Source organism: Echinicola jeungdonensis (assembly GCF_030409905.1).
GTDB lineage: Bacteria > Bacteroidota > Bacteroidia > Cytophagales > Cyclobacteriaceae > Echinicola > Echinicola jeungdonensis.
The window spans coordinates 1,897,211-1,914,216 of sequence record NZ_JAUFQT010000001.1 but is presented as its reverse complement, the minus strand read 5'-3'; the positions used below and the strand labels follow the sequence as shown (position 1 = coordinate 1,914,216).

General features: G+C 38.7%; 19 protein-coding genes. 6 read left to right on the top strand and 13 right to left on the bottom strand.

Annotated elements, in window-relative coordinates:
* Positions 1–346: 346 nt before the first annotated feature.
* On the bottom strand, positions 347–1,579 hold the full coding sequence (locus tag QWY93_RS08240) for an ammonium transporter (RefSeq protein ID WP_290247715.1): 1,233 nt from the start codon (positions 1,577–1,579) through the stop codon (positions 347–349).
* 47 nt (positions 1,580–1,626) lie between these two features.
* Positions 1,627–1,965, bottom strand: coding sequence for a P-II family nitrogen regulator (locus QWY93_RS08235; RefSeq protein ID WP_290247714.1), 339 nt, complete (start codon positions 1,963–1,965; stop codon positions 1,627–1,629).
* A gap of 304 nt (positions 1,966–2,269) precedes the next feature.
* Here QWY93_RS08235 and QWY93_RS08230 point away from each other — a divergent pair, with 304 nt between their 5' ends.
* Positions 2,270–3,172, top strand: coding sequence for a nucleotidyltransferase family protein (locus QWY93_RS08230; protein ID WP_290247713.1), 903 nt, complete (start codon positions 2,270–2,272; stop codon positions 3,170–3,172).
* A 115-nt stretch (positions 3,173–3,287) separates the two neighbouring features.
* Complete coding sequence (locus QWY93_RS08225; RefSeq protein ID WP_290247712.1) at positions 3,288–3,704, top strand: DoxX family protein; 417 nt, start codon at positions 3,288–3,290, stop codon at positions 3,702–3,704.
* Positions 3,705–3,740: 36 nt separating this feature from the next.
* Here the strand turns inward: QWY93_RS08225 and QWY93_RS08220 are convergent, their stop codons facing one another.
* The 3 genes from QWY93_RS08220 to QWY93_RS08210 all read right to left on the bottom strand — a co-directional run bounded on the left by QWY93_RS08220 (position 3,741) and on the right by QWY93_RS08210 (position 7,003).
* The gene (locus QWY93_RS08220; RefSeq protein WP_290247711.1) at positions 3,741–5,093 is read right to left on the bottom strand and encodes an FAD-dependent oxidoreductase; all 1,353 of its coding nucleotides are present in this window, start codon (positions 5,091–5,093) and stop codon (positions 3,741–3,743) included.
* Positions 5,094–5,139: 46 nt separating this feature from the next.
* Positions 5,140–6,426, bottom strand: coding sequence for a kynureninase (gene kynU, locus QWY93_RS08215; protein ID WP_290247710.1), 1,287 nt, complete (start codon positions 6,424–6,426; stop codon positions 5,140–5,142).
* Positions 6,427–6,490: 64 nt separating this feature from the next.
* On the bottom strand, positions 6,491–7,003 hold the full coding sequence (locus QWY93_RS08210) for a 3-hydroxyanthranilate 3,4-dioxygenase (protein ID WP_290247709.1): 513 nt from the start codon (positions 7,001–7,003) through the stop codon (positions 6,491–6,493).
* A gap of 227 nt (positions 7,004–7,230) precedes the next feature.
* Between QWY93_RS08210 and QWY93_RS08205 the strand changes: the two genes are divergently transcribed.
* Entirely contained in the window at positions 7,231–7,920 is a 690-nt protein-coding gene (locus QWY93_RS08205; protein ID WP_290247708.1) for a thiamine pyrophosphokinase, read from the top strand.
* 161 nt (positions 7,921–8,081) lie between these two features.
* On the opposite strand, the gene QWY93_RS08200 is transcribed toward QWY93_RS08205, so the two are convergent.
* Positions 8,082–8,735, bottom strand: a complete 654-nt coding sequence (locus QWY93_RS08200; protein WP_290247707.1) for a Tll0287-like domain-containing protein — start codon at positions 8,733–8,735, stop codon at positions 8,082–8,084.
* A 152-nt stretch (positions 8,736–8,887) separates the two neighbouring features.
* Between QWY93_RS08200 and prfA the strand changes: the two genes are divergently transcribed.
* Both prfA and QWY93_RS08190 read left to right on the top strand, forming a co-directional pair.
* The gene (prfA, locus tag QWY93_RS08195; protein WP_290247706.1) at positions 8,888–9,964 is read left to right on the top strand and encodes a peptide chain release factor 1; all 1,077 of its coding nucleotides are present in this window, start codon (positions 8,888–8,890) and stop codon (positions 9,962–9,964) included.
* Between the two features lie 194 nt (positions 9,965–10,158).
* On the top strand, positions 10,159–10,689 hold the full coding sequence (locus tag QWY93_RS08190) for a GNAT family N-acetyltransferase (RefSeq protein ID WP_290247705.1): 531 nt from the start codon (positions 10,159–10,161) through the stop codon (positions 10,687–10,689).
* Positions 10,690–10,794: 105 nt separating this feature from the next.
* Here the strand turns inward: QWY93_RS08190 and QWY93_RS08185 are convergent, their stop codons facing one another.
* Positions 10,795–10,938, bottom strand: coding sequence for a hypothetical protein (locus tag QWY93_RS08185; RefSeq protein ID WP_290247704.1), 144 nt, complete (start codon positions 10,936–10,938; stop codon positions 10,795–10,797).
* Positions 10,939–11,083: 145 nt separating this feature from the next.
* Here QWY93_RS08185 and prmC point away from each other — a divergent pair, with 145 nt between their 5' ends.
* A complete protein-coding gene (prmC, locus tag QWY93_RS08180; RefSeq protein ID WP_290247703.1) occupies positions 11,084–11,923 on the top strand; it encodes a peptide chain release factor N(5)-glutamine methyltransferase in 840 nt (279 codons plus the stop codon).
* Positions 11,924–11,938: 15 nt separating this feature from the next.
* Here the strand turns inward: prmC and creD are convergent, their stop codons facing one another.
* The 6 genes from creD to QWY93_RS08150 form a co-directional block, all read right to left on the bottom strand.
* Positions 11,939–13,279 (bottom strand): cell envelope integrity protein CreD, encoded by a 1,341-nt coding sequence (gene creD / locus QWY93_RS08175; RefSeq protein ID WP_290247702.1) that lies wholly within the window; start codon positions 13,277–13,279, stop codon positions 11,939–11,941.
* Between the two features lie 52 nt (positions 13,280–13,331).
* Positions 13,332–13,622: a winged helix-turn-helix domain-containing protein gene (locus QWY93_RS08170; RefSeq protein WP_290247701.1), complete on the bottom strand. Its 291-nt coding sequence runs from the start codon at positions 13,620–13,622 to the stop codon at positions 13,332–13,334.
* Entirely contained in the window at positions 13,619–14,236 is a 618-nt protein-coding gene (locus QWY93_RS08165) for a hypothetical protein (RefSeq protein WP_290247699.1), read from the bottom strand. Before QWY93_RS08165 ends, QWY93_RS08170 begins: the two co-directional genes overlap by 4 nt.
* 176 nt (positions 14,237–14,412) lie before the next feature.
* Complete coding sequence (locus tag QWY93_RS08160) at positions 14,413–14,880, bottom strand: nucleoside triphosphate pyrophosphohydrolase family protein (protein ID WP_290247698.1); 468 nt, start codon at positions 14,878–14,880, stop codon at positions 14,413–14,415.
* A gap of 105 nt (positions 14,881–14,985) precedes the next feature.
* Entirely contained in the window at positions 14,986–15,753 is a 768-nt protein-coding gene (locus QWY93_RS08155) for a hypothetical protein (protein ID WP_290247697.1), read from the bottom strand.
* 273 nt (positions 15,754–16,026) lie between these two features.
* Positions 16,027–16,797 carry a superoxide dismutase gene (locus tag QWY93_RS08150; RefSeq protein WP_290248841.1) on the bottom strand — a complete coding sequence of 257 codons (771 nt, stop codon included), beginning with the start codon at positions 16,795–16,797 and terminating at the stop codon, positions 16,027–16,029.
* Between the last annotated feature and the right edge of the window lie 209 nt (positions 16,798–17,006).

Genomic DNA, 17,006 nt, shown 5'->3' with positions numbered 1-17,006 from the left:
CCCAATGAATAAAGAAAATATGTCCATAATCTAAAAGCCTCTCTTGGGCAAGAAAAAATCAATATTTATTAACAGACTTATAGCCGGAGACAAGTAAAAGCCGGCTTAAACATTAACCTCTTAATACTGCATACTTTTTATCCATGTAAAATAAGATAACCCATAATTCATTTAGGCAAACAACATTCCATCGATTTTAAATAAAATCTTTAGGCACTTTAAGGAGATTAAAAAAACAAAACCTTTTCAGAAAGAATATAAAAAAAGCTGCCGGTTAAACCGGCAGCTTTTTTCCCTTATAAAAACTGTATCCGTTAATTCAGGACTAGTCACTTCTTTTTAATTATTACTCCTTGGTAGCAAAATCTGGATAGGCCCTCATGCTATGCTCACTAATATCCAAGCCTTCAACTTCTTCTTGTTCATGGACCCGGATGCCTACAGTCTTTTTCATTCCATAGAATAAAATCCAACTGGATACTAAGCAGAAAACTCCAACTGCGGCTACTCCTATCAACTGGGAAATGAACTGGGAAAAGCTGGCCAAATCACCAAAGATTCCAACGGCAAGGGTACCCCAAATTCCACCAACCAAGTGAACAGAAATAGCACCCACTGGATCATCCACTTTTAATCTGTCAAAGAAAACAACAGCAAAAACTACCAAAGCTCCCCCGATCAATCCGATAACGGCAGATTCCCAAACGGCCATTTGATCTGCACCGGCAGTAATCCCTACCAAACCAGCCAATATCCCATTAAGCACCATGGTAATATCGTAGGACTTGAACTTCAAGTAAGAAGCAATTAATGCTCCAAAAGCTCCTGCTGCACCTGCAATGGAGGTAGTTACGAAAACCAAAGAAACGGTACCTGGGTCTGCACTCAACACGGAACCACCGTTAAATCCAAACCATCCAAACCATAGTAAAAACACCCCAATAACTGCCATTGGGATATTATGACCAGGAATAGCATTCATACCTCTTTCAGTGAACTTCCCAATTCTTGGACCTAACAAATACGCACCAACCAATGCTCCCCATCCGCCTACGGAGTGAACAATAGTAGAGCCGGCAAAATCATAAAACGGGGTACTAAGGGTATCCAAGAATCCACCTCCCCATTTCCACATACCAACTATTGGGTAACAAATCCCTACATAAATCAGGGAGAAAAACAGAAATGGCCCCAGTTTGATCCTTTCTGCAACTGCTCCAGACACAATGGTAGCTGCTGTTGCAGCAAACATTGCCTGAAAGATAAAGTCTGTAAAGAAGGTATACCCCTCGCTATACGCGGATGTATCCCAACCTTCAGGAAGACTTAACCCTAAACCGCTCAGACCCAAAAAACCGCCAGAAAAAACATCTCCAGGGTACATAAGGTTAAACCCAATAAAAGCATATGTCAATAATCCTAAAGCAGGGATAATGGTGTTCTTAAATAAAATGTTTATGGTATTTTTGGCCCGGGTCAAGCCACATTCCAAAGCAGCAAAGCCCAGGTGCATAATAAACACTAGTATTGTGGCAACCATCATCCACACATTGTTGATGGTAAATATTTCTTGATTCATAAATAATTTTCCTTTTTGTTCCTAAGATTCTAATTGGAAAGATTTCCTTAAAGGGCTGAAGGCCCCTCGTCACTGTTCCTTACCCGGTATGCCTCCAACACATCAGTGACAAAGATTTTTCCATCTCCGATTTCACCTGTTCTACCTTCCTTCAAAATACAGTCGATTAACGGCTGCACCAGATCCTCAGTGACTACAATTTCCAATTTAGTCCTTGGAATAAATGCTGGTTCGTAGGCTACCCCTCTATACGTCTCTTTCTTCGCATGCTCCAGGCCCATTCCTTTCACTTCATAGAAGGTTAGGAATTTTACGCCCAAGGCTGCGATACACTTATGAATCACCTCGAATCGAGATGTCCTAATTATTGCCTCCACTTTTTTCATTTTATTCAATTGATGTTCTGTTTGGTTACAATTATTACTGCTTTAGACCTAATCGGGTGCAAAAGTAGGGATTCAAGTTTACATTATCACCTTTTTTATCAAAAAAAATGTTTTTTAAGGATTTTTAAGATCAAAACACCACCCTTTTTACAATATTTTAACATTTTTTCTAAAATTGGACGGCATTTTTCACCCTATGCCTTATTTATTTTTAATACACCTGTCTATATGGTCACTTCAAAAGAAACCGTTATTTTTATGACCTTAATTCATGAAAGATCAAAAACCTTTATATTTTACATCAATGCATAAACCAACACTTTTAATTTTAGCCGCAGGAATAGGAAGCCGATATGGTGGAAACAAGCAAATCGATGGTTTTGGACCTAATGGAGAAACCATAATTGAATACTCTATTTATGATGCCATCCGTGCAGGATTTGGAAAAGTAGTTTTTATTGTCAGAGAAGAAATCCTTGATTTGGTCAAAACCAATATTGTAGATAAAATCGGAAACAAAATAGAAATTGATTTTGCCATTCAGTCCTTAGAAAGCTATGTTCCCGAAGAATATCAGGAACCGGACAGGGTAAAACCATTTGGAACTGCCCATGCAGTTTTGTGTGCAAAGGACAAAATCAATGAACCATTTGCGGTAATTAATGCAGATGACTTTTATGGAAAAGAGGCATTCAAGGAACTGGGTGATTTTCTTCAAAACCAGGTAAAAGAAAATAAACATTGCATGGTTGGATATGCTATCAAGGATGTACTTTCTGAAAATGGAACTGTGAGTCGGGGGATTTGTGAAACAAATAAGGACAATGAGTTAATTGGTATGACTGAAAGGACTGCCATTACCCGTGAGGAAGGAAAAATCCTAAGCAAATCGGATGGGGATGTCATTGAAATTGATCCTGACAATCCCGTATCCATGAATTGCTGGGGCTTTCACCCATCATTTTTTGATGAAACAGAAAGGATTTGGAAAGCTTTCCTTCCTGAAAACAAGGGGAATTTAAAGGCAGAATTTTACATCCCAACAGTTGTAAACACCCTTATTGAAGAAAACAAAGCATCTTTCTCCATCTTAAAAGGAGGTAAAACCTGGTTTGGGGTCACCTATTCCAAGGATAAACCTGTGGTCATAGATGCCTTGAAAAAATTACATAACAATGGGGATTATCCCGAAAAGCTTTGGGATTAATGAGAGATTCTACCCCCTAAATTCAGTTTGGTCAGATTTTTGTAAATTTTGATGGATTCTATTAAGCATGGCTAATAATACTATCAAAAATTGAGGGAACCCATACATAAGAAAAATGAAAAACTTCCTTTTTTCCAACAATCCAATTGCTACCAATATTGCCTTATTGCTGGTTAGGGTGAGTGCCGCAGCTATGATGATGACACATGGTTGGGCCAAAATCACCAAATTCAGCGAATATTTGACCCAATTTCCAGATCCCTTAGGGATTGGAACAGCTACATCTCTGCAATTGACCATTTTTGCAGAGTTTTTCTGTTCCATTCTTTTGGCACTGGGATTTATGAGCAGGCTGGCCATTATTCCTATGGCCATCACCATGTTGGTAGCAGCATTTGTAATTCATGGTGGAGATCCATTTGCGGACAAAGAACTTTCTTTACTATATCTGGTGATTTTTATTTTACTATTTATGAGAGGTCCGGGGAACATTTCCATGGATGCCCAGATAGTCAAAAAAAGAAGGTATTGATAAATAAAAAAGCCCGGAATAAATCCCGGGCTTTTTTTATACCAACTTGGCAGTTTCTATCTGATGGATAATATCCTCATAATCGAGATTTTGCCAGTTTTGGGTAATCAAGGGATCTGACATTACCCTGTCCATTACTTCATCCTGCAATTTTCCCTGAGCATATGCATCTGCATAACTCAAATCCGTGAATGTCACCATGGTATATAAAGGAATCCACTCTTCAGGGTACAGTTCATGCAACTTGGCCTCAATTTTTTTCCTGATCAAAAATTTAGGGTTAGCCACGCTGTCCCTCATCTCAAGAAAATTATCCAACGCCAATTGACAAATTGCATCTGTATCCGGTTTTCTGATTTTTTGGAATTTCTCGAAAACTAAATCCCAGGAGGTAGTCCCAAATTTTTCAATCAAGCCATCCAAAATAAAACAATCCTCAAAACCACAGTTCATCCCTTGACCATAAAATGGCACCATGGCGTGAGAAGAATCCCCTATCAATAGTGACTTGTGGGCGACCCAGGGATAACATTCTATGGTGATCAAAGAAGAGGTTGGGTTTCCAAAGAACTCCTCATTCAAATTTGGCATTAAACGGTATGCATCATTAAAATAGGTTCTGAATACACTTTCCAAATCCTCTTCATCATTGATTTTTTCAAAACATACCTTTTCCCCCTCAAATGGCAGAAACAAGGTACAAGTAAATGATTTGTCAGGATTGGGAAGCGCAATTAACATAAAAGTTCCTCGAGGCCAAATATGAAGGGCATTGGGATCCATGGCAAAATCCCCATCTTTTGGGGGAATAGACAATTCCTTATATCCATGGGAAATATATTCCTGCTTATAATTAAACCGGGCTTGCTTTTGCATGGCATCCCTCAAGGAAGAATAAGCCCCATCAGCTCCTAAAATAACATCTGGAACCTTTTTGAGCTTGCGTCCATCAGGAAGGGAAAAATACATTTCATTTTTATATATATCCACATGGTCACAGCGATGGTCAAAACAAAGATTAACCCCCTCCTTCTCAGCTTCTTCTATCAATATCTGATTAAAATGACTTCTTGATATCGAATAAATAGCTTGATTTTCTTTTCCATAGGATAAAAAGGTAGTTTGTCCATGTTCATCATGGATCCTTCTTCCATACATTGGGATGGAAGAATCCTTTACTTTATCCTTAAGCCCAATTTTTTCCAAGGCTTTCCAACCACGGTCACTCAAAGCCATATTAATAGATCTCCCTTCTTGGGCTTTATCTTTTTTCCGTTGGTCAGACCGTTTTTCGTAAATGGAAACATCCATTCCTTTCTTGCTAAGGTAAATACCCAATAGCGAGCCGATCAGTCCTGCTCCAATTATGCCTACGTTATTGTTTTTCATTAACACAGTTCAGTTTAATAGGTTGTATACTATAGGTTTTGATATATTAAGCAAATTTATCCAAGGATTGATTCAATATCTCTGCAAATCGAAACACCTCTTCAAAACTGTTATACAAGGGAGTGGGAGCTATTCTAATAACATTGGGATTTCGCCAGTCCCCAACAATTCCATGTTGATATAGCTCATCAAATACTGCCTTTCCACCTTTGTGGACAAGCAAGGACAACTGGCAACCCCTTTGATCAAGTTCTTTTGGGGTGATGATTTCCAACACCCCATTTTGGCCACCAATTTCCCGTATAAGAAAATCCAAATAACCGGTCAATAGTTCACTTTTCTTTCTTAATTGATGAATATTTGCCTCATAAAATATATCCAAGGAAGCTTGATGGGCAGCCATTCCCAGTACATTTCCATTCGAAACTTGCCAACCATCTGCACCATACATGGGTTTAAAGCCTTTTTCCATTTGAAAACGCTCCTCCTCAACATGCCCCCACCAACCAGCAAACCGTTTAAGGCCAGGTTGATCGGCATATTTTTCATGAACAAAAATCCCTGAAACATTTCCCGGGCCCGAATTAAGGTATTTGTAACTACACCAGGAGGCAAAATCAACTTCCCAGTCATGTAGGTGGAGGAGAACATTTCCTGCAGCATGCGCCAAATCAAAACCCACCATAGCCCCCGCCCGATGACCTGCTTGAGTGATTTGTTGCATATCAAATACTTGCCCGGTATAATATTGCAAGCCTGACATCATAACCAATGCTAGATCATTTGCATTTTTTTCAATAGCATCAATGATATCCTTGGTCCTCAGGGTATGTTCGCCATCCCTGGGAGAAAGCTCTATAATAGCCTCCTCTGGGCTAAAACCATGGAAATTTACCTGGCTTTCCAACATATACATATCGGAAGGAAAGGCTCCTGCTTCGGTAATGATTTTAAACCTTTCACCAGTTGGCTGATAAAAAGACACCATCAATTGGTGAAGGTTGCAAGTAAGACTATTCATAGCCACCACCTCATGTTCCCGGGCCCCAATAATATGAGCTAGCGCCTTTTTCGCCCTTTCGTGAACATTAAACCAAGGTTGCTCTCCATCAAAATGGCCATCTACCGCCTTATCCCCCCATTGGACCAGTTCTTTTTGAACATATTCTTTCACAGCCTTGGGTTGTAAGCCAAGAGAATTACCACAAAAGTAAATGGCTTCTCTCCCTCCCACCTTTGGAAAAATAAATCGATCTTTAAATTTCCTTAAGGGGTCTTTTTTATCCATTTCCCGTGCAAATTCCTTTGAATATTGGTAATTGGGCAATGTCATCCTTCCCTAATTTAGATCATGCAACGTTTCAACAGTTTCTAATAGCCATTCTCAGGTCGCCCTATCATTTCTCCATCACTGTCCCACATTCATCACAGGTAGTATGGTCCGGATTGCTCCAAAACTTTTCCATGATGGGGGGCAATTGCTTTACTATATCATTGATCTCCTCATATTCCTCAAATAACTTGTTATGACAATTTTCACAATACCAGATAAAACCATCCTTTTCCCCAGGACGCCTATACCGTTCAAAGACTAACCCAACGGTGTTGGCAGGCCTTCTTGGGCTGTGAGGAACTTTGGGAGGCAGAAGAAATATTTCTCCCTCCTTGATTTCTATATCCTTAGGCTTTCCATCCTCAATAACCTTCAACACAATATCCCCTTCCATTTGGAAAAAAAACTCCTCACCTTCATTATAATGGTAATCTTTCCGCGCATTGGGTCCCCCTACCACCATGACAATAAAATCTTCATTTCCTTTGTAAACCTGCTGGTTACCTACTGGTGGTTTGAGCAAATGACGGTTTTCATCGATCCACCTTTTAAAATTGATTGGTTTTGATAATGCCATGGTTTTTAATTTTAGTGTTTAAGTGCCACTTATTTCAATAAACAAGTACATCTTTTCCTCCAATTGGGCTTCAAACCCAGTTGGGTTTACGAAATTGAAGCCTTAAAAGTAAAAAAAAACTGGCATTTATTGGCGAACCCAATCGCAAGGATGCTCTTCTTTCAAAAAATCACCCCCCATAAATACACTAACTTTATTGTACCTTTGAAAAAAATCTGAAAACATTCATGTCTTCACACCATATAGTCAAAGACCAACAAGAACCTGCCTTGCTAATTTTGGATGCTCAAGATTTCCAATTTGATCAAATTTCCTCTTTGTTGGAATGGGTACCCACGGTACTTGTGGCAGAAAATGCATTGGACCGGGTTTTGTCCTGGGGAATCAAAGTGGATGTAATATTGGCTTCTCCAAATTTTCAAAAACAAAATCTCCAACTTTTAGAAGAACAATACCCTGTAAAGTTCCTTTCAGTCCAAACCAACAATTATCTGGAGGAGGGTTTGCAATTTCTAATCGCTTCTAAACATACTGCAGTCAATATCCTCGGTTTTGACCACCGTGAAGCCTTTTCCCTGACTGAAAAGCTGGAATCCCTAAACATTGTCCTATTTGATGGACCAATGCGATATTTCCCTGCCCGGTCCGGGGAATTAAAAAAATGGTTTCCAAAAGGTTCACTGCAGTTACATGCTCCCGAAAAAAGCCTGATCGAAATGAAAATCGATAAAGAGAGCCAATGGATCGAGGTACAATATGCCACCTTTGTAGAAGTGAATAATGAAGGGTTGGTTACTTTCAAGTCCCTCAAGCCATTTTGGATTGGGGAAATGCAAATTGAAGAAAAGTTTAATGAGTTGCAACTTAATATTATGTGGAAATCTTACCCTTTGAAGAAATCAAAATATGGTATTTAGCATTTGGGGAGCCAGAAATAAGACAAATCAAACGCCATTTTTTCCTCTTTATTTTCCCCTCTTGTTAATTCTCCTCCCTTGGTTAAGTTTTACTAGCTGATATGAAGAAAGGATGTTCACAGGAATTTAATTTCTCAAAATCCTTCGTCTCAGGACTTTTATTATAGTCGCTTTACCACTTCTTTTTTAGGAATTGCAATACTCCATATTCCTCTTAGATCTCCAACTTTATGCCCTTTAGCCTTATCTTTTGGATATAATTCATCCAATTTCATTAAGGTTTCTGCAGAAATATCTTTCCCTGGTTCCCCATGACAGTTTAAGCAAAGTCCACCAGGAATCTTTATGGCTTTTGTGTACAGTAAAACCTCCCCTCCATCTATCTCTTGGATATTGGGCTTGCTCTCTATCCCATTTTCCTCATTATATTCATAAGCATCCAATAACATGGCCTCCATTTCATTGGGTTGGTCAGCTGGATTGCGATAATTATGGGAAACACGGCTCACTTCCACCCCATGTTTTTCACCCACCTTCTCTACCAAAGGAAAAGCTTGAGCATTACAATATTCAATAGCTCCACTTACACCTTTATCCGCTATTGCCTTTTGAAGGGCAGACATCAACTCTTTTTGTGCTTCCTCAGCAATTTCATTTCCCCATTTCAGGGATTCATTGAGAATTTCGGCCTCACTGACTTTCTTTATTTCCATGGATTGGTTGACCTCCTCCAAGACCTCTTTTTCTACCTTTTTTCCGGAATTGCAGGCCCAGAGGAAAAACACAAGCGATATTAAGTTGAAATATATTTTCATAAAGGATCATTCAGTGATTAAAGGTTAAAAATAACCGATTTTATAAATACCATCCAAAAAGTTTTAAAAGTGTTCTTCCGCCACTCCTTTTTATGGCTCCATCGAATTACCGCTAATTTTACTAATTTTGTTCTTCGAAAAACTCAATTACTATGCTTGACAAATTAGAGGCCATAAAAGAACGATTTGAGGAAGTGGGGCAGTTGATTATTCAGCCGGATGCCATGTCGGATATGAATAATTACACAAAACTGACCAAGGAATACAAAGACCTGGAAAAAATTATTGAGGCCTACAATGAATATAAGTTGGTGCTTGAAAACATTGACAGTTCAAAAGAAATCTTGGAAAATGAAAAAGACCCGGATTTCCGGGAAATGGCAAAGGCTGAACTAGATGAACTAAAAAACCGACAAGTAGTCCTGGAGAAGGATTTAAAACAAATGCTGATTCCAAAAGATCCAAATGATTCTAAGGATTGTATCCTTGAAATCAGGAGTGGAACTGGTGGGGATGAGGCAGCCATTTTTGCTGGTGACCTTTTTCGCATGTACCAGCGGTTTTGCGAAAAGCAAGGATGGAATCTCACAATTCTTGATTTGACTTTTGGATCAGCTGGAGGCTATAAAGAAATTATTAGCACTGTTTCGGGTGCTGATGTGTATGGCAAGCTAAAATATGAATCCGGCGTTCACCGGGTACAAAGGGTTCCGGCAACCGAAACACAAGGCAGGGTCCACACTTCTGCTGCAACAGTGGCCGTCCTTCCGGAAATGGAAGATGTGGATGTGGAGATCGACATGAATGATGTCCGAAAAGACACCTATTGTTCCTCTGGCCCAGGTGGACAATCCGTCAACACCACTTATTCGGCAGTAAGGTTAACCCACGAACCCTCCGGAATTGTTGTTACATGTCAGGATCAAAAATCCCAGATCAAAAATTTTGAAAAAGCCTTAAAGGTGCTCCGTTCCAGGATTTATGAAATTGAACTGGCTAAGCACAATGAAGCTGTAGGCGCTCAAAGAAGGTCAATGGTAGGCAGTGGAGACCGTTCGGACAAAATCCGAACTTATAATTATCCTCAAAGTAGGGTAACTGACCATAGAATCAATAAAACCGTATACAACCTTCCCGATATTATGGAAGGGAATATTGAAGAATTTATAAGTGCTCTTCGCTTTGCAGAAAATGCCGAAAGGTTAAAAAATAGTGGCATGGAGAAATAATTCTCCATGCCACTATTTTTTCTTCATTTTTTAGCTCATTGACTAATAATTTTTAATTATAAATCCCTCCAAAATTTATTACGCACCTGCTGCCATTTTTATTTGAAAAATAATTAGCCCGAAATACATTTTAGGTATGAAATATGCACTAATTATTGGTTTATCTGAAACACTACAAACCAATTATACCTAATATGAGAATTAAAGGCGAAAATGGAGTGGAACTGGTTTCCTGGGGAGGTCAGCATTTCCACAAACTGTATCCTCTTGCAAACAATCCGGCAATAGCCAAAAGCCTTAAGGACAGTTTCCCGCAGCCTTACACTATACATGATGCACGTTTTTGGATTGAGCATAACATCAAATTCAATCCCCCCCAAAACATGGCCATTGAAAAAAACGGAGAGTTGGTTGGATCCATTGGGGTAGAAATTGGAAAAGACGAATTAAAGACGAATATGGAATTGTCATTTTGGGTAGGGGAGCGATTTTGGGGTAAAGGAATAGCTACCGAAGCAGTTAAACTATTTGTGAGTCATTTATTTGCCAAATTTCCAGTGCAGAGGATTTACACCCCCGTGTACGATTTCAACATTGCCTGCATGCGGGTATTGGAAAAAGCTGGATTTGAAGAAGAAGCCATCCTTAAGGGCGGATTCATCAAAGCTGGAAAAGTAGGGGATTTATATCAATATGTATTCTTACGGGAAAATTTAAAAAGTTAAGCTTAAATTTTCCAAGCTTAATTCACCTATTACAGAGAAAAGGAATTTTGGTCTAAAAATTGCCCAATGACCAATATGATTAAAACATTCCAAAAATCTTTAATCCTAATGGCCTTTATAATGGGCAGCAGTTTTCTCTTTTCTTCCTGTGTTGTCTATGATTACCAACATCATAGAAGTCACTACCATCATAAAAAAAGAAGTAAAAAGATGCCTCCTGGACAGGTCAAAAAATATTTTGGAATCCATCCGAAACATCAGAAAAAAGGAAGATGGAAGTAATGCTCCACCTTTTCCCCCCACCTTTCGGCAATCACCTTTTTTTTTCCTAAAATTGGAAAAAGTTATACCCCATCCTTTCCCAGGGAACTTACCCTAAAATAGATTACATGTAATGATTGCCATCCGGAAGTTGTATCAAGATTTGCTTACAAGGGTCCAAAAAAAATACCCCAAACCAGAAGCCCAACAATTAGTCTTTTGGTTATTGGAACATTATTTAGACATCAGCCGGGCAGATATTATCAGGGATAAATCAATTGGACCTTACCCTGAAGAACTTGAAGAGGGAGTAAAAGCTTTGGAAGAAGGCAAACCTATTCAATACATTATTGGATGGGCCCCATTTTATGGAAGAGAATTCCAAGTAGAGCCTGGGGTTTTGATCCCCCGAAATGAAACGGAAGAACTGGTGCACTTAATAATCCGGGAAAACCCGGAAAAAGGCTTGAAAATATTGGACATTGGGACCGGCTCTGGCTGTATCCCCATTACATTATTCCTGGAGATGCAGCAGCCTGTAGTGCATGCCCTGGATGTAAGCCCTGATGCCCTGAAAATTGCCAGGGCTAATGCAGAAGACCTGCAAGCACAAGTGGAATTTCATCAAAAGGATATTCTAAAAGATAAAATCCCATTAAGGAACCTGGACATTTTGGTCAGCAACCCACCCTATGTCCGGGAATTGGAAAAGGCTTGGATGCATAGTAATGTTTTGGAGCATGAACCTGGGCTTGCTCTTTTTGTTTCCGATGATGATCCATTGGTATTCTACAAAACTATTGCCCAAAAAGGCCTCAAATCCTTAAAACCCAAGGGTAAATTATATTTTGAGATTAATGAAGCCTTGGGAAAAGAATTGGAGAAATTGTTGGAGCAGTTGAAATATCAAAATATTCGCCTACATCAAGACTTAAAAGGGAAAGACAGAATAATATCAGCAATTAGAAATTAACTCCATACTCCTGGTTCAATCCTTCCCTACACCGATCCTGTACCAATCCACATTTCTGGTAAAATACATGGTTAAGGCCAAAATTATAGTTAATCCAATACTGCCCATCAATAACGCATACTCGGTCAACTGAAGGGTAACAAACAAAAAGCCAAAGGCCCCAACCAATGTCACCCCAAGTAAAACGACTAATTTGGAAGATTTAAACACTTTCAATGAATAAAGACTGATCATACACACTATTCCAAAAGCAGAAATCCAATAAGCCAGATTAAACTGGATATGTTCAGTCAAAGAAACCAACAATACAAAAAACAGGCAAAGTGCAAATCCTACAAGTGCATATTGAAAAGGGTGGATTTTTCGATTGTTCAGAATTTCTACCAAAAAGAAAATCAAAAAAGTAATAATAATTGTCATGGCAGCATATTTGGCTGACCTCATAGATTTTTGGTAGTGATCTAATGGCAAAATCAGGTCAATCCCAAAAGCAGAGGCCTGTAGGTTGCTGCTTTGATTGTTATCTATCCAGCTTTGGGGGAAATTTCTGTTCAGCTGTAATATTCTCCAGCTTGCTTTAAAGCCATCCTCACTTACATTTCTGCTATCGGGTAAAAAATTACCATTGAAGCTTGGAGAGTTCCAGGACGAAGTAATCTCTACCTTAGTAATCCCTCCTACGGGAACAAAAGCCATATTTTGACTCCCCTGAAGGTTAAGTGACAGCTCAAAGGGGATCATTTGATCCAATTTTTCTTCAAGGTCGGGCAGATCTGCCGTAATGCCAGAAGGCAATATATCCTTAACCCTTGATCCAGGTTGAACCTCCAAAGTTTCTCCATGCCACTTGAAACCGACCTGTTCCTTAATTCCCTTCAAATCCGAAATTCCCATTGTCAAAAATGCTTTATCATAACGGATGGATTTTAGATTATTTCGGTCTATCGGGTGGTTCAGTTCAAAATCCCCTGAAATCATTAATTCCGACTTATAGACAACTACCTCATATATCCCCCTAGTCAATTTTTCAGGTTTTATTTCTCCATTTACTTTTAAAGAGCTGGGAAGAATGTAGAGGTATTTGGTGATTTCCACCGTATTTTCTTTTTCCTGATAATCATAAACCAAGGGAATAGTTAAAACCGGTCCATTAATTTGCTGACTTCCGGCCCATTTGGAACTTACCTCTGTAGTGACCTTTTGGTTTAGGGCCTCACGCTCGCCAATGATTTCCCCGATCATTGAAACTGGGATTAGTAGCAATAAAGCCAGAAAAGTTATGACAATAAGTTTTAAGGTGACTGAATGACTGATCCATCCGCCTATTTTCTCAAGCAATGTGTTTTCTGATTTCATAATATTTTTTTTAAAAGTACTTTGTTTTTCAAAGTGTATAAATAAATTTTTTTTACTTCAGTAATTCTTCTATGGCCTTAATATGTTTTTCAAAGGCTTTTTGTCCTTCAGTTGTAGCGGAATATTTGGTGTTGGGTTTTCGATCCAAAAACTCCTTTTTGAAGGTGATGTATTTACGTTTTTCCAGGGATTTCAGATGACTTGCCAAATTCCCATCAGTTACTCCCAACAAGTCCTTTAGGGTATTAAAATCCAAATACTCATTAACCACCAAGGCAGACATAATTCCCAACCGAATTTTATTTTCAAATGCTTTATTTAAATTTTTAAGTAATTCTTTCACGACTTGTATTTTAACTGCATCACTACTCCATAAATAATATGAAGTACCCCAAACCCAATTGCCCAAAACAATAGGCCAAACCCGATAAAATAGGCACTTAGCAATCCCAAAACAATTTCTGCCAGTCCCAAACTCCTGACTTCACTCAGGGTATATTTACTTGCATTCACAAGAGAGAGACCATAAAAAATTAAGGTCAAGGGAGCAATAAGCCCCAAGAAACCATTTAAGATTAACATTAAACAAAAAATCCCACCAGACAACAAGGGTATGGCCAAATTAACAAGAAGCCTCTTGGTCTGATGGTCCCATAATTTTTGCTGCTTTTTCTCGGCAGTTCTTTTTGTAAACAAAATGGCGGCCCCTGTAGCACACACTAAGGTTATTGCCCCTATCAAAATTAATTTTAATATACTTTCTGAAGAAAATAAAATGGAATTATAATTCAATTCACCTTGGGGCGCATAAACTGTTTTGTAGGCCACATAAGCTCCTATTAAGGCAAATATTCCCGCGGAAATGCCGGAAAGACCACTTAGGGAAATAAACCTGGAAGACCTATTCATTATTTCACGAATTTCCCGAAGGTCTTCTATATATTTCTGTTGATCCATAAAAAGTACTTTGTATTTCAAAGTGAATATATTAATTATTCAAACAAAATCAAAACATTATTTCATCCCTTGATCAAACTCAAACTGAATTAAAAATGGTCCCGTGGTCCCACTCAGTGGTGGCAGCCCTTTCTTTCCCAAACCAACAAAAGTTATTAATATCAATTGAAATGGGGTTATTTTTCCAATATCCCTTTTAGATCTGCCGGGGAATAATTGACGGATTTAAGGGTTTTATGATCGGATTTCCTGAAGACCAAAAACAAATCTCCTTCTTTTTCAAAAAAACAATCCTCTCCTTTTGCTTTATAGTGGGCAACAGTTGCCTCAGCTTCTTCTTGAGATTTACAAGCCTTACTCATATTTGACCTTTGGACCTCATCAAAAAGTTCTTTGAACTTACCTCCTAATCCAAATTCCAACACTGCCCCTGCCAATACATATTGGATATCACATAGGGCATCAGCAATTTCCACAATATCCCTATCCCTGATACTTTCTTCAAATTCCTTCAACTCCTCAGCGATCAAAGCAACTCTTAGCTTTGTCCTTTTTTCATCTGGAATTGTGGGTTCAGAAAGTATAGGATGTTTAAAAGTTTCATGAAAAGCTGCTACAGCACTTAAAGTTTGGGGATCTTTCATGGACTAAAGGTTTTTTATGAACCCACAAAAAAAGACTCATTAATAGCCAAAAACAAAAAAAGCCGAAAAAAATTCCCGGCTTTTTCTCATCAATTATAACCAATATTACTGTTTCACAAATTTCACTGAAGAGGAAATGTTACTTTCCACCTGGCTATAGATAGCTTGATTTTCTGCAACTCCAGGTCCGATTTCAATGGTACCATCAGCATCCAAATCGCTTGCAGCACTCATATCCACTCCTGAAAACATTTGCTCCATATCGAAAATAATCGTCATGTCCGTATCACCATCTACTTCATAACCTTGAGCAGATTCTGAAGTGGCTCTCAATTCTTTTTCAGCTTCCATCCAAAGCTCCACAGGCTTGCCGTTTGCCTCGCCCATGATCAACAAGGACTTGTCCTGCATCTCACTGTTGGAGCCTGCATTGGTGTTTTGATAAAGTTTAAATACCACTTCGGTATAATTTCCATTTGGGGTTTCCCCTTCTCCGATTACTTCCACCTTGCTATCCCCTTCTGCAATCAAGGAAAGGTTCTTTTGCTGTGAGGAGGAAGCTCCCAATTCAGTACTTACGTTACTCAACAAAGTCCCATTGCCAATACTAATGCCAGCATCAATTTCGGCTTTGGCCACATATTTCATTTCAGCATCTTGAGTTCCTACTTGAAAAGAACTTACACTCATGGCACCAACTTCAACTCTTCCATTTTCGCTGCTACTACCTGATTCTCCTTGAGCAGTGGATTTTAAAGTTACATTGCTATTTCCTTCTTGAGGCTTCTCATCCTCATTGGAACAAGCGACTAATACTAAGCCAAAACTTAATGGCACCATCCATTTGACAAAATTTCTCAATTGCTTTTTCATAACAGTTTTTGTTTTAGTTTCAATAATTAATAGTTGGTTTAGATTTCAGTTGTAAAAGAAACAAACGTTATGCCATAAAGTATAAACGAACTAATACTTTTCAAGAACAAACAACAACCGACTGGTACATAGGACCTTTTGAAGGGAATAAAAATTCATTTAAAGGAAAAAATTCATGTTATCGGACTAAAAATTTCCATTTAATGGTAAAAGACAAAAAAGGCTTGGTTTATCACCAAGCCAACTAATTTATTTTGTAGGGTAATAAGAATTTTAAACAAGGGGTTTATATCGCTCCGCGACGGCACTCCAATTCACCACATTCCACCAATTGGAAACATATTCCCCTCTTTCGTTCTGATATTTTAAATAATAAGCATGTTCCCAAACATCAATTCCCATCAATGGTATCCCTTGGATTTCAGAAATGTCCATCAAGGGATTATCCTGATTTGGGGTAGATCCCACTTTTAATTTTTGGTTTTCATCCACTACCAGCCATGCCCAACCGGAACCAAAGCGGGCTTTTGCAGCCCCTTCAAATTGTTCTACAAAAGCATTAAAGCTACCAAAATTTTCATCGATTGCTGTTGCCAAATCACCCGAAGGCTTTCCTCCTCCTTCCGGAGACATGGTACTCCAAAACAGTTCATGATTATAATGCCCTCCCCCATTATTTCGGACATTGGTAGAATATTTTGACACATCCATTAAAACCTCTTCCAAGGGCTGGTCCATGCTAATCCCTTCTTCCTCACAGGCAGCCTTCAATTTTCTGGCATAACCAGCAGCATGTTTGGTATAATGAATTTCCATGGTCATAGCATCGATTTGGGGTTCCAAAGCACCATAATCATATGCCAGACCCGCTTGATCAAAACCCGTACTCAATTGGACTGCTGATTCTTCCCCTTTTTTAGAACCTCCACAGGCAGATAAAAAAGCAGAACCCACTGCACTACTGCCGATTCCAACTGCCAATGTGGCTTTTGTACTTTGAGTAAGAAAAGTCCTTCTTGAGGAGTTAAATGAAACTTTTTTCATCATATATAAAATTTTGTTGTGTATTAAAGCAATTTATCATCCAATTGCAAAGTGATCATTTTAAAATCCAATCATAGCAAGATAGGTAAATCAACAGTAAAATAAAACCATTAATCGGCCAACACGTCCGAATTAATGACAAGTTGATTATGTTTGTAAAATAAATATAAAGTGGATTGGTTTTTGACCTTGGAAAAAGGCTTACCAAA

What these genes read in the sequence shown, in the direction of transcription:
- QWY93_RS08240 (WP_290247715.1), bottom strand. Translation starts at nt 1,579, where the DNA reads ATGAATCAAGAAATATTTACCATCAACAATGTGTGGATGATGGTTGCC.
- QWY93_RS08235 (WP_290247714.1), bottom strand. Translation starts at nt 1,965, where the DNA reads ATGAAAAAAGTGGAGGCAATAATTAGGACATCTCGATTCGAGGTGATT.
- QWY93_RS08230 (WP_290247713.1), top strand. Translation starts at nt 2,270, where the DNA reads ATGCATAAACCAACACTTTTAATTTTAGCCGCAGGAATAGGAAGCCGA.
- QWY93_RS08225 (WP_290247712.1), top strand. Translation starts at nt 3,288, where the DNA reads ATGAAAAACTTCCTTTTTTCCAACAATCCAATTGCTACCAATATTGCC.
- QWY93_RS08220 (WP_290247711.1), bottom strand. Translation starts at nt 5,093, where the DNA reads ATGAAAAACAATAACGTAGGCATAATTGGAGCAGGACTGATCGGCTCG.
- kynU (WP_290247710.1), bottom strand. Translation starts at nt 6,426, where the DNA reads ATGACATTGCCCAATTACCAATATTCAAAGGAATTTGCACGGGAAATG.
- QWY93_RS08210 (WP_290247709.1), bottom strand. Translation starts at nt 7,003, where the DNA reads ATGGCATTATCAAAACCAATCAATTTTAAAAGGTGGATCGATGAAAAC.
- QWY93_RS08205 (WP_290247708.1), top strand. Translation starts at nt 7,231, where the DNA reads ATGTCTTCACACCATATAGTCAAAGACCAACAAGAACCTGCCTTGCTA.
- QWY93_RS08200 (WP_290247707.1), bottom strand. Translation starts at nt 8,735, where the DNA reads ATGAAAATATATTTCAACTTAATATCGCTTGTGTTTTTCCTCTGGGCC.
- prfA (WP_290247706.1), top strand. Translation starts at nt 8,888, where the DNA reads ATGCTTGACAAATTAGAGGCCATAAAAGAACGATTTGAGGAAGTGGGG.
- QWY93_RS08190 (WP_290247705.1), top strand. Translation starts at nt 10,159, where the DNA reads ATGAGAATTAAAGGCGAAAATGGAGTGGAACTGGTTTCCTGGGGAGGT.
- QWY93_RS08185 (WP_290247704.1), bottom strand. Translation starts at nt 10,938, where the DNA reads ATGGATTCCAAAATATTTTTTGACCTGTCCAGGAGGCATCTTTTTACT.
- prmC (WP_290247703.1), top strand. Translation starts at nt 11,084, where the DNA reads ATGATTGCCATCCGGAAGTTGTATCAAGATTTGCTTACAAGGGTCCAA.
- creD (WP_290247702.1), bottom strand. Translation starts at nt 13,279, where the DNA reads ATGAAATCAGAAAACACATTGCTTGAGAAAATAGGCGGATGGATCAGT.
- QWY93_RS08165 (WP_290247699.1), bottom strand. Translation starts at nt 14,236, where the DNA reads ATGGATCAACAGAAATATATAGAAGACCTTCGGGAAATTCGTGAAATA.
- QWY93_RS08160 (WP_290247698.1), bottom strand. Translation starts at nt 14,880, where the DNA reads ATGAAAGATCCCCAAACTTTAAGTGCTGTAGCAGCTTTTCATGAAACT.
- QWY93_RS08155 (WP_290247697.1), bottom strand. Translation starts at nt 15,753, where the DNA reads ATGAAAAAGCAATTGAGAAATTTTGTCAAATGGATGGTGCCATTAAGT.
- QWY93_RS08150 (WP_290248841.1), bottom strand. Translation starts at nt 16,797, where the DNA reads ATGAAAAAAGTTTCATTTAACTCCTCAAGAAGGACTTTTCTTACTCAA.